Origin of the sequence: Janthinobacterium sp. SUN128 (genome assembly GCF_030587275.1) — a bacterium.
GTDB lineage: Bacteria > Pseudomonadota > Gammaproteobacteria > Burkholderiales > Burkholderiaceae_D > Janthinobacterium > Janthinobacterium lividum.
Genome location: NZ_JAPWHY010000002.1, coordinates 480,596 through 492,811 on the forward strand (window position 1 = coordinate 480,596; position 12,216 = coordinate 492,811).

The following is a 12,216-nucleotide window of genomic DNA, read 5'->3' on the forward strand; positions in this document are numbered from 1 at the left end:
CCCGGGCATGCCGCTCCATTACCTGTCGCGCCTGAGCGGATCGGCGCGCGATACGCAAGCCAACCTGCAGCTGGGCTGCGTGCTGGCGCTGGTGGCGGGCGCCGTGAATGCGGGCGGCTTTCTCGCCATCGGCGGCTATACCTCGCACATGACGGGCATCGTCTCGGGCATGGCCGATGACCTGGCGCTGGGCAATATCACCGTGGCCCTGGCAGCGCTGGGAGCATGGCTGGCCTTTGTCAGCGGTGCGGCCGTCACGGCCATCATGGTGAACTGGGGCAAGCGGCGCCGGCTGCACAGCCAGTTTGCCGCCAGCCTGCTGCTGGAAGCAGCCTTGCTGTTGCTGTTCGGCTTGACGGGCAATTATCTGGCCGCCATGCCCGACGTGCTGGGCCCCGTCACCATCTTGCTGCTGTGCTTTGTGATGGGATTGCAAAACGCCATCATCACCAAGATTTCGGGCGCCGTCATCCGCACCACACATGTGACGGGCCTGTCCACCGATATCGGCATCGAACTGGGCAAGATGGCGTATTACAACCGGCGCCACCTGCCGGACCGGATGGTGAAGGTCAACCGCGGCAAGCTGAGAACGCACAGCCTGCTGATCGCCTGCTTCTTCATCGGCGGCGTCAGCGGCGCCCTGGCCTTCAAGCACATCGGTTTTCCCGCCGCCACCATCCTGCTCGCCGGCGTGCTGACCCTGCTGTCCGGCGTGCCCGTGCTGCGCGACTTGCGCCTGCTATGGCGCTTTTACCGGCGCCGCCTGCACGCCTGGCGTTAGCAGGAATATTTTTCTTTATAGCAATAAATTACTGATTTTAATGCTAATATTTTTCTGCGTCTGGCCGGTTCACCATGCCTGCCATGGCGGCCTTTTGATTTGACACCCTACCGTTGTCCAATTGTGAAAGCGAGAAAAATGATTTCCATTAAAAAAGCCCTGTTTGTCTTTGCCACTGCCGTCGGCATCGCCGCCTCGTTTGCTAGTAACGCGACCGAACATGCACGCAGACCGCCTGATACGTGCAACTATCTCTTGAACAGCTGCTATCAGGGCAATAACAATGACTGCGAACTCTGGTACGCGCAGTGCGCCAACGTCGACCCTGAGTAAGCGGACTAAAGCAACAGACGAAAAAAAACGCCCCGAAGGGCGTTTTTGCTTATGCGGTCAAAAGATTACTTGGCCGACATCAGTGCAACGGTGGTGTCGAGCATGCGGTTCGAGAAACCCCACTCGTTGTCGTACCACGACGATACTTTCACCAGGCGGCCCGACACTTTGGTCAGGGTCGAATCGAAGTTCGACGAAGCCGGGTTGTGGTTGAAGTCGATCGAGACCAGCGGTTCGGTCTGGTACGTCAGGATGCCTTCCAGCGCGCCTTCCGAAGCGGCTTTCATCAACGCGTTGACTTCTTCCACGGTGGTGTCGCGCTTGGCGATGAAGGACAGGTCGACCAGCGACACGTTGATGGTCGGCACGCGGATGGCGAAGCCGTCCAGCTTGCCATTCAGCTCAGGCAATACCAGGCCCACGGCGGCAGCGGCGCCCGTCTTGGTCGGGATCATGCTCATGGTGGCCGAACGGGCGCGGCGCAGGTCTTCATGCATCACGTCGGACAGCACCTGGTCGTTGGTGTAGGCGTGCACGGTGGTCATCAGGCCCGTTTCGATGCCGATGGCGTCGTTGAGCGGCTTGACCAGCGGTGCCAGGCAGTTGGTGGTGCACGAAGCGTTCGAGATGACGGTGTCGGTCGATTTCAGTACCGAGTGGTTGACGCCGAACACGACGGTTGCGTCGACATCCTTGCCGCCTGGTGCCGAAATGATGACTTTTTTCGCGCCGCCCTTCAAGTGAGCCGAAGCTTTCTCTTTGGTGGTGAAGAAGCCCGTGCATTCCAGCACGACGTCCACGCCCAGCTCGCCCCATGGGATTTCAGCCGGATTGCGCTGTGCGAATACGCGGATCGGATCGCCATTGACGATCATGTTGTCGCCTTCGACGGTGACCGTGCCCGGGAACTTGCCGTGCGCGGTGTCATAGCGGGTCAGGTGGGCGTTCGATTTGGCATCGCCCAGGTCGTTGATGGCAACGATCTGGATATCCTGTTTCTTGCCGCCTTCGTAGAAAGCGCGCAACACATTACGGCCGATGCGGCCGTAGCCATTGATTGCAACTTTGATCGTCATACTCTGCTCCTGATTAAAAAAGAAGGTACATGCACGCCCCTGGCAAGTACATCGCCAGGGCCGTTAGAAATCAATATTAGCCAGCGATAACGGCTTTGACCTTGGCCACGACGTTCTCGACCGTGAAGCCGAAGTGCTTGAACAGCACGCCGGCCGGAGCCGATTCGCCAAACGTGTCGATACCGACCACGGCGCCTTCCAGGCCCACGTATTTGTACCAGAAGCTGGTCACACCCGCTTCGATGGCCACGCGCGGCACGCCTTTCGTCAGCACGCTGGCCTTGTAGGCGGCGTCCTGACGATCATACACGTCGGTCGACGGCATCGACACCACGCGCACGTTGATGCCTTCGGCTGCCAGCGCGCTGGCGGCGGCGACAGCCAGTTCCACTTCGGAACCGGTGGCGATCAGGATCGCCTTGGCATCGACCACGTCGTTCAGCACATAGCCGCCGCGGTAGATGTTCTCGATCTGTTCGGCGCTACGCTCCTGGTACGGCAGGTTCTGGCGCGAGAAGATCAGGGTCGACGGGCCATCCTTGCGGCGCACGGCGGCGCCCCAGGCAGCGGCCGACTCGACGGTGTCGCATGGACGCCAGTTGTCCAGGTTCGGGATCAAACGCATCGACGAAACGTGCTCGACCGATTGGTGCGTCGGGCCGTCTTCGCCCAGGCCGATCGAATCGTGGGTGAACACGAAGATCGAACGCAGCTTCATCAGCGCGGCCATGCGCAGCGCATTGCGGCTGTAGTCGGAGAACGTCAGGAACGTGGCGCCGAACGGAATGTAGCCGCCGTGCAAGGTGATGCCGTTCATGATGGCGCTCATGCCGAATTCGCGCACGCCGTAGTTGATATGGTTGCCCGGCTGGCCCGAACGCACTGCCACGCACTCTTTCCAGTTGGTCAGGTTCGAACCGGTCAGGTCGGCCGAACCGCCGAGGAATTCCGGCAGGGACGAAGCCAGGGCCTGGATGGCGTTCTGGCTGGCCTTGCGGGTGGCGATGTTTTCTTTCTTTTCGACGCAGGAAGCGATGGCGGCCGACAGCGCCGTTTCAAACGCGGCTGGCAACTCGCCCTGCATGCGGCGCGACAATTCTGCAGCTTGCTGCGGGAATTCACGGCTGTAGGCGGCAAAGCGCTCGTTCCAGTCCGCTTCCAGCAAGGCACCTTGTTTCTTGGCATCCCAGGCCGCGTACACGTCGGCCGGCATCTCGAACGGGGCGGCATCCCAGCCGATGTATTCGCGTACGGCAGCGATTTCCTTGTCGCCCAGCGCGGCGCCGTGGACCTTGTCGCCGCCTTGCAGGTTCGGCGAACCCTTGCCGATGATGGTCTTGCAGCAGATCAGGGTTGGCTTCGATGCGGTCTTGGCGGCGGCGATGGCGGCAGCCACGGCGGCAACATCGTGGCCATCGACGGCGCGGATGACGTTCCAGCCGTACGCTTCGAAGCGGGCCGGGGTGTCGTCTGTGAACCAGCCTTCGACTTTGCCGTCGATGGAAATGCCGTTGTCATCGTACAGAGCGATCAGTTTGTTCAAGCCCAGGGTGCCGGCCAGCGCGCACACTTCGTGCGAAATACCTTCCATCAGGCAACCGTCGCCAACGAAAGCATAAGTGTAGTGGTTGACGATGTCGTAGCCAGGCTTGTTGAATTCAGCAGCCAGCAATTGCTCCGACAGGGCCATGCCGACGGCGTTGGCGATGCCCTGGCCCAGCGGGCCGGTAGTCGTCTCAATGCCTGGCGTGATATCGACTTCCGGGTGGCCCGGGGTTTTCGAATGCATCTGGCGGAAAGCCTTGATGTCATCCATCGACAGGTCGTAACCGGTCAGGTGCAGCAGCGCGTAATGCAGCATCGAGCCGTGGCCGTTCGACAACAGGAAACGGTCGCGGTTCTGCCATTTTGGATTCGCGGGATTGTGACGATAGTGACCACTCCACAGAGCAACTGCGATCTCGGCCATGCCCATCGGCATGCCTGGATGGCCGGAGTTGGCCTTTTGTACAGCGTCCATTGCCAGTGCGCGGATCGCATTGGCCATTTTGGTAGTCGGGAGCGTAGTTGTCATGATGGTGTGGGTCAGTCGCGAGTTTGGGATTCGTTTGCAACAGCACGGACAGGGAAGCCGGCTGCTTTCTGTGGTCAAGTATTTTACCAGACTGGGGGGGCGCAAATTAGAATTGCGGCGTACTGGCCAGCCAAATGGCTATACTTTGACGTCTTTCCACCCCACATATACCCCCGTTGAGGATTTGCATGCCGCGTTTTTTCTGCCCCCAGCCGCTCGTTGCCGGCACCACCATCGCCCTGCCGGAGGCTGTCGCCCACCATATCCAGGTCGTGCGCCTGGCGCCGGGCGATGTCATCACCCTATTCAATGGCGAAGGCGGCGAAGTGCAAGCGAGCCTGGTGACGGTTGCCAAGCGCAGCGTGACGGCTGAAATCCAGGCGCACATAGCGCGTGAAGCGGAGCTGCCGTATGCCGTGACCCTGGCGCAGGCGCTGCCGGAAGCATCCAAAATGGACTGGATCATCGAAAAAGCCATCGAACTGGGCGCGGCGGGCATCGTGCCGCTGTCGGCGCAGCGCTGCGTCGTGCGCTTGTCAAGCGAACGGGCCGAAAAAAAACTCGCGCATTGGCAAGGCATTATCGTTTCCGCTTCGGAACAATGCGGACGCAACCGCCTGGCGCAGCTGGCACCGCTGCAGGATTTCAATAGCTGGAGCAGCCAGCAAGACTTACATAAACGCATCATTTTGACGCCGCGCGCGGAGCAGTCGCTGGCCGACTGGGCCCGCCACCAGCCGCCGCAAGCCATCACCGTGATGGTAGGACCGGAAGGCGGATTTTCGGAAGCGGAAGAAAAGGCGGCCCTGGCCGCCGGCGCCATCGGCTTGGCGATGGGCCCGCGCATCCTGCGCACGGAAACGGCGGGCCTGACGGCACTGGCCACGCTGAGTGCCTTGTGGGGCGGGATGTAGGACGCCAGCGACGCCATCACAAAAAAGCCACCCGAAAAACCCGGGTGGCTTTTTATGCCAGACATGCAGGTCTGCCAGCGTGCTGACACGCCGGCAGGTACTGATTACATGAAGTGGTAGTTGGCACTGACGCGGAAATAACGGCCTTGACCATTATGCAGCTGGGTGTTGAAGCCTTCCACTGCGTAACGCGGATCGTATGGCGCTTTGATATCAAAGACGTTCTTGATATTGAACGACAGCGTCAAATCCTTGAAGCCCGTATACGAATAGGCCAGATTGGTCGTAGTCCAGCTCTTCACGCTGCAGTTGGTGATGTAGTTGCTGAACTTCGGCAAGCCACCCAGTTGATACGCGGTCGATGGCTGTCCCGAGCCATACTGGCAGTATGGCTTCTCGTAGAATACATCGTTGTCGCTGCGACGCAGCAACGATACGGCACCCACGAAATCAACCGAAGTGGTCAGCGAGTGATCACCACGCGTCCAATTGACCGATGCGCTAGCACGGTTCTTCGGATTGTCGCCAACCGACGTTGACCAGTCGGAAATGCCGCCAGCAGAACCCGAGGTGTCGGTCGCCACATCGCCTGGACGCTCGGCCCGCTTGAAGCTCATCAGATAGCTCCAGTTCACATTGGCAGTCAGACGGCCCATGTCACCCAGCGATTTGCGGAAGGCGACTTCAACGTCCACACCCTTCACCTCGGTGCTGCCCTGGTTCACATACGAACGGTTGACCTGATAGATCGGGCCGCTATTTGCGATAGGCTTGCCGCTGCCATCAACCAATTGGTTGGCCGCGCTATTGTCGCGCACCACGTTGGCGGGGTAGCGATCAGCATGGTCGATCATGTACTGTGCGCTGAACAAAGCGGTCTCATCAACCTTTTTGATACGATAGTAGTCGATCAGCACGTCGATATCTTTGGTCGGCGCGAGGATCAGGCCAAGCGAGTAGCTCTTCGACTTTTCAGGACGCAGGTCAGGCGTTGCCGACGACAGGCTGGAAATGCCCTTGGCGCAATCGCTCTTGTCCGCGCCAGGGACTGGATTGACACCGTCCGGGCAGCGCAGCGAATCGGTTACCGTCTGGAACGACTGCACACCGCCTGGCGACACTTGCGTCAGAGCAGGAGCACGGAAACCTTCCGCGTACGTGCTGCGAATGGCAACTTGATCGTTGACCGTCAGCTTGCCGCCCACTTTCGGGACAAAATTGCCTTTCAGGTTAGGGTATTTGTCGTAACGACCAGCAAAGTCCATCTCGAAATTCTTGGTCCACGGCGTACGCACTTCAAAGAAGGCGGAGCTAACGTTGCGGCGGCCGTCGGCAACCGAGTTGGCTAGGCCAATGATATCGCCGCGCTGTACTGCCAAGTCTGGTGTCAGACCGATTTTCTCTTGACGGAATTCAGCACCAAACGCCACGCCTACCTGGCCTCCGCCCAGCTGACCGAAGGCCGAGCTGGCCTTGGCGTCGATCTGACTTACTTGCGCGAAACCGCGGTTGGTCAGGTCGCGCGTGACGCTAGGATCGGCGTTGGCCTGGGCCAGGGTCCAGCCCTGGGTCATGACTTTTTCCAGGGTCGGACGATACAGCATGCCAAGCGTCTCTTCCTTGCGCTCGGCGCGGTTCCACAGGAAGCCGGTTTCCCAGTCCCACTCGCCGACGGTGCCGCGCAAGCCAGCCAGCAAACGGTAGGTTTCATTGGTATTGACTGCGCCACCATCCGCGCTGACACGGTAGCCGACCGCCGCGCGCTGCGTCGGGAACGGATTGTCAGGATGTCCGACCGGCAAAATCATCTGAAATTGCTGGGGAGCGCCATCCAGCAGGAAGACGGTCGTGGACGATGTGCCGCGGAATGCCGTAGGCGCACGCAGGTAGGTACGTTCCGAACGGCTATAGCCGGCCTCCGCAAACGCGGTCATGCTCGGCGTGATTTCATACGTGGCGCGCGACAGCACGTTGGCGTCCTTGCCTGCGCTTTGCACTTCCGAATAATCGTTGGCGTTAAAATTACAGAACGTACGACCCACCAGGGTATCGGTTGCTGTCAGATTGTGCAGTGCACGGTCGCCCGTGATCTGCTGCGAGGCAGGGCAATCCAGCCGATTCTTGACCAGATCGCGCAAGGCGTAGGTATTGGCGAAGTTCTTGCCGCCAGGCGTACGCTCGGCATAGAAAAATGGCGAGGTGCTCAGGCTGCTCGAAAACGGATTCAGGCGGGCGTTAATGTCCGCGTACATGCCTTTTTCGACGTCGTTGACGTTCTTGATCAGGGTGCTGTCACGCTTGGCGATATCAAAGCTGACAAAAGCGTTGAAACGGTCCTTGCCGAAGCCGAAGATACCACTGAGGTTTTGGCGGGCAAACTCGCCATCATCGTTGGCACTGACGCTGGCAGTCAGCTCAGCACCCGTGTAATTGGTCTTGGTAATAAAATTGACCACGCCGGCGATCGCGTCGGAACCATATACGGCCGAGGCACCATCCTTGAATACTTCAACGCGTTCGATGGCCGAAACAGGAATACTGTTCAAGTCATATACAGCCGATTTACCCTGGTTCGGATCGGCATACGCGGAGGCCGTGATGCGGCGGCCGTTCAGCAATACCAGCGTGGAAGAAGAGCCCAGGCCACGCAAGGAAGCCGTTGCCGCACCGCGCGAAAAACCACCATCAGTCACGTCAACCGAAGAGCCCGATCCAAAAGCGGGGATCGAGTGCAGCAGCTCGGCCACCGTATTGGCGCCCGTCGCAGCGATCTGCTTGGCATTCAGGGTCTGGATCGGCGACGAACCTTCTTTTTCGGAACGCTTGATGTTCGACCCTGTCACCAGGACTTTTTGCACAGCAGGTTCGGCGGATACTTCTTGCGCCATGACTACCATGTGGGACGATGCCAAGGTGAGCGCTACTGCGATGACACTGCGCTTCAATACAATTTTATTATCCAATTATTTTCTCCGTACAAGCCACTCTCACAGCCTGCTCTTATGCAACTGACTGTTGACCAAGGAAATTTTGGGTTCAATTTCCTTGGCAACCCGGTCTAGGTTCGCCGTTCACCTCCCGGCTTGTTTGCACAAAATGCGATAAACATTTTGCCTAGAAGACATATAAAAACATTTATCAGCATAAAGTGTCAAATATATGTAGAACAGTTACACTTAATTACAACAGTAAGGAAATTTTTCACATTTCAGAACGCAAAAACAGCGTGCCGACATGTGCGAGGAAGTGGTGCGGAGGGTAGGCGGCAGGAGACACAATGCAGATGACACAGACGCCAGGAGACGACTATCCAAACGAAAGTCATTGCAAGATCACAGTTGAGCACGGCAATGCAACATTGTCAATCCAGAACATATATCTGACATGACTATGCACATAAAACAACATTCTCATGGCATTTGTAGCAGGCGATTCCCTTCATCAGGCGTTTTCCGTTCGCCAGAAAAGTTATTGAACGCAACGTTGGGAGCATGACCGACCTGACGGTGACACGATCAAGAAAACGCCCCGCAAGCTTCGCAGCTTGCGGGGCGACAGAAACGCCTACGCTTGCCTGTGTATCCCAGCCTCCACCGGCTGACAACTGTCAACCAGAAAGGATGGAACTACATCAGAACTTGTGACTGTATTGAGCCGACAAACGCACGGTGCGCGGGTTCGAATACGCGTTGACCATGCCAGCCGTAGGGCTGACGGCAGTGCCGGCGGCGCTGGTGTTGTAGGCCTCGTCAATGGATTGCGCCACTTGACGGTTGGTTGCGTTCAGCACGTCGACTTTTAACACGATGCCTTTGATTTGCTCTGGCTTGTAGATGAAGTTCAAGTCCAGGCGCATTTCCGTTGGCAGTGTGCCGTATGCGCCACGGCCGTTCGGACCCGTTGGGCACAGGAAGAAGATCGAGCCGTATTGCGACAAGCCCAAGCCTTGTTGATCCATGGACGCCGGGATATTGCAAGTACGCGACATTGGACGGCCCGTTGCCACCAGCAAGTTGCCACCGACGCCGAACTGGCTCGTGAACTCATAGTAGCCGTAGGTTTTCAACTGGTGCGTACGGTTGTTCGGCAACAAGCCGCTGCCGTTGACCATCGTTTCCGGGAAGTCCCATCCCGAGCTGAAGCCCACGTCGGCCTGGCCGTTATCCGATTTGGTCTGGCCTTCCTGATTGCCTTCGCTGCGCGACCACGTGTAGTTCATCTTGCCATACCAGCCATTGCGCATCGGATGTTCCAGCATGAATTCCAGCGCCGTGTAGGTACGCTTGGCTTTTTCCGGGAAGCCTGCATCGGCAGCCGTAATCGTCACCGCGCGTTGCGCACCGTTTGGTCCCACAGGGATCATGAAGGTGTTGTCCTTGCCTGGATTGAACAGGGCGCCGTTCCAGCCATGGTCGTCGAAGTACTCTTTTTCAGCGCCCGTCAGCTTGGCGGAAATGGCGCGCGGATCCGAGTAGTCATCGATCGTGTTTTTCAGCTTACGATAGGTAAACTTGATGCCGCCGTTGAAATCAGGCGTCAGCGCCTTCTCGAAGCCCAGGTTGATCTCGTCCTGGAAGTGGGCCTTCAAGTTGGTTGCAGCCAATTCATTGGCGCGTTTTTCCTGGCCAAATTCATTGTTAGCCGACACGACATTGCTGATCGGGTTCAAGCCCAGCGGTGCACCGGTAGTTGGATTGACGCCGGTATAGGTGTAGAAGCGGTCGGTGTTCAGCGAAGCGCCAGCAAAACGTACGGCCATGTTGGCCGGCAATTGCATGAAGTAGCGGCCAGCCGTACCGAAGACTTTCAGGGAACCGTCGCCATACACATTCCAGGCCGCATTCAAGCGCGGCGCCAGCATGTTTTTCTGTTCCACGAAGGTTTCACCGATACCGTTCATATTCTTGAACGACTCATTGCGCAAGCCCAGGGTCACGACCAGGTTTTCGGTGGCTTGATAGCGGTCCTCGATGTATTGCGCCGACTGCTCGACGGTCGGGGTGGAGCCGCCGCGCTGCAGGTTTTCACGCACATAGTAACCTTGAGCGCCATAACCGCCACCAGCTGCCGGCGACATATTGTGGCCAGACAATACCGTGTTCGGATTGGTTTTCAGGTAAGTCCAGGTACCGCCGCCGGCCGCTTCCGTACCGTTCAGGGCATTGATCTTGTTGTGGTCAAGACCGCCGCGTATCGTATGCTGCTTGGCCAGTTTGTATTCCAGGTCCAGGCGATAACCGCGGTTGGTGTCTTGCGCACCGTCGCGCAACAGGGCCGAGCTGAAACCCTGCACCTGGCTAGGCTGGTAATTCACGCCTGGCACCTGGTTGTCCGGGGAGGCAACGACAGGACGCAAGCCTGGAATGTAGCCGAACGGATTTTGCTCGCGTTGCGTCTTGGCCTGGCCGATCAGGGCCTGCACGGTAAAATCGTCGGTCACATAGCTGGTCAGCTTGAGGATGTCGATATTGGAACCCTGGGCTGCCGCCAGCGCGGCGCCGGTGGCGTTGAGGAACAGCACACCTGCCGAATAGTTCTTGAATCTGGCGCCGCCGTTCTGCACATAGCCGCGCTGCTTGGTGTCGTAGTTGAAGCCGTAGTATTGATCGTTGACATTCGACTCGTCCGAAATATGCGTGTATTCGAGACGGTTGTTGTCGGTGATATTCCAGTCGATCTTGGCGATATAGCGCGGTACGTCGGATTTCTGTACCAGCCAGCCAGTCTGGTTATTCACCGTGCTGGTCGATGCCAGACGCGCCGTTTCGCGGTCCATCTTGGTAAATTCACCACCCAGATAGATGAACAGCTTGTCCTTGATCAGCGGGCCGCTGACATAGGCGTTGTAGACCTTCTCGGTCAGCTTGTCGCCTTCGCGGTAGTTGTAGATCTTGCCATCCGTCTTGGGATTGGCGCCCGTATTCGGGAACATGATGTTCTTGGCCTTGCCGCGCAGCGAATCCGGCGCGTAGGTAAAGCCGGCACCGAATTCCCAGTTATTCGTGCCGCTCTTGGTGGTGATATTGACCACGCCACCTGTCGAACGACCGAATTCGGCGCCGTAGCCGCCGGTAATGATTTGTGCTTCAGCAATCGAGCCGAAAGGCAGGGAAGAGTAGCCAACCTGATACAGGCTGTTGGTGACAGGGAAACCGTTGATGTACGCCGCATTTTCCGACGCGCTCGAGCCGCCAAAGCTGGCGGCGTTGTTGCCGTAGCGCGAGTCGGCGCGCGTGGTGCCGCCTGCCAGTTGCACGATGTTGGCAACCGTAGGCGCCAGTGGCAGGGTAGCCAGTTCGCGCGAATTGAAGGAGGAGCCGGAATTGGAACTGGTGACATCGATCGCGCGGCGGCGGCTCGTCACGTTCACGGTTTGCACTTGCTGCAGCGCCACTTCGCTTTCCTGGCCGATGCGCACTTCCACATCCTGAGTGCTGACGACGGAAGAGCCTTTCAGCAAGGTCACCTTGTAGTTGCCAACTGGCAGGGAGGTGATGCGGAAAGTACCACTTGCATCGGGCGAAATGGTCCGTTTGAAACCATTGTCAGAACCGACGATCTGCACCGACGCGCTGGCATCCGGCGCGATCTTGCCGATGATATTGCCCGTGGCATTCGACTGTGCCATTACCGCTGGAACAATCGCAACGCTCAATACCGATGCGCTGAAAGCGATCGTTAATGCACGTGCTATTACAGTTTTTCTCAACATGTCATTCCCTATTATTTATATGAGCGCAGTAATACTGCTTTGGTAAAGGAGTTTTTCACTCACGCTTATGCGTTTTTAAACGCTTTCTACTCTCATCGCCTTGCCATCCCGCCACACAAGACATCCTCTCGGTCTCCACTTTGCATACGCAAAATAAAACAGAATGGCACATCGGAACATATTGAATCGAACTGGTCAATAAAATTAGAGAAACTGTTATATTGACGCAACACTTCAATTTACCCAATAAATAGACACGGAAAAAGCGCCCTGGCTGAATGAAAACATTCGCGGACGATAATCAAACTTACTTGGAATGACTG

At 57.7% G+C, this 12,216-nt stretch carries 7 protein-coding genes; 3 read left to right on the forward strand and 4 right to left on the reverse strand.

Annotated features, from left to right (window positions below):
- The first annotated feature begins 7 nt into the window (after nt 1-7).
- Complete coding sequence (locus tag O3297_RS22095) at nt 8-784, forward strand: YoaK family protein (RefSeq protein WP_070280971.1); 777 nt, start codon at nt 8-10, stop codon at nt 782-784.
- 138 nt (nt 785-922) lie between these two features.
- Nucleotides 923-1,117, forward strand: coding sequence for a hypothetical protein (locus tag O3297_RS22100; RefSeq protein ID WP_034782496.1), 195 nt, complete (start codon nt 923-925; stop codon nt 1,115-1,117).
- Between the two features lie 65 nt (nt 1,118-1,182).
- Here O3297_RS22100 and gap read toward each other — a convergent pair whose 3' ends face one another.
- Complete coding sequence (gene gap, locus O3297_RS22105) at nt 1,183-2,193, reverse strand: type I glyceraldehyde-3-phosphate dehydrogenase (RefSeq protein WP_010395244.1); 1,011 nt, start codon at nt 2,191-2,193, stop codon at nt 1,183-1,185.
- Nucleotides 2,194-2,269: 76 nt separating this feature from the next.
- Nucleotides 2,270-4,267 (reverse strand): transketolase, encoded by a 1,998-nt coding sequence (gene tkt, locus O3297_RS22110; RefSeq protein ID WP_305050135.1) that lies wholly within the window; start codon nt 4,265-4,267, stop codon nt 2,270-2,272.
- A 188-nt stretch (nt 4,268-4,455) separates the two neighbouring features.
- On the opposite strand from tkt, the gene O3297_RS22115 reads away from it, so the two are divergent.
- Nucleotides 4,456-5,181, forward strand: coding sequence for a 16S rRNA (uracil(1498)-N(3))-methyltransferase (locus O3297_RS22115; protein WP_305050136.1), 726 nt, complete (start codon nt 4,456-4,458; stop codon nt 5,179-5,181).
- Nucleotides 5,182-5,285: 104 nt separating this feature from the next.
- Here O3297_RS22115 and O3297_RS22120 read toward each other — a convergent pair whose 3' ends face one another.
- Nucleotides 5,286-8,144 carry a TonB-dependent receptor domain-containing protein gene (locus tag O3297_RS22120; RefSeq protein ID WP_152615202.1) on the reverse strand — a complete coding sequence of 953 codons (2,859 nt, stop codon included), beginning with the start codon at nt 8,142-8,144 and terminating at the stop codon, nt 5,286-5,288.
- A gap of 668 nt (nt 8,145-8,812) precedes the next feature.
- On the reverse strand, nt 8,813-11,809 hold the full coding sequence (locus tag O3297_RS22125; RefSeq protein WP_305050138.1) for a carboxypeptidase regulatory-like domain-containing protein: 2,997 nt from the start codon (nt 11,807-11,809) through the stop codon (nt 8,813-8,815).
- Nucleotides 11,810-12,216 lie beyond the last annotated feature (407 nt).

Bases quoted from the DNA above. Each gene is read 5' to 3' on its own strand.
- O3297_RS22125 (WP_305050138.1), bottom strand. From the start codon at position 11,809: ATGGCACAGTCGAATGCCACGGGCAATATCATCGGCAAGATCGCGCCG.
- O3297_RS22100 (WP_034782496.1), top strand. From the start codon at position 923: ATGATTTCCATTAAAAAAGCCCTGTTTGTCTTTGCCACTGCCGTCGGC.
- O3297_RS22095 (WP_070280971.1), top strand. From the start codon at position 8: ATGCCGCTCCATTACCTGTCGCGCCTGAGCGGATCGGCGCGCGATACG.
- tkt (WP_305050135.1), bottom strand. From the start codon at position 4,267: ATGACAACTACGCTCCCGACTACCAAAATGGCCAATGCGATCCGCGCA.
- gap (WP_010395244.1), bottom strand. From the start codon at position 2,193: ATGACGATCAAAGTTGCAATCAATGGCTACGGCCGCATCGGCCGTAAT.
- O3297_RS22115 (WP_305050136.1), top strand. From the start codon at position 4,456: ATGCCGCGTTTTTTCTGCCCCCAGCCGCTCGTTGCCGGCACCACCATC.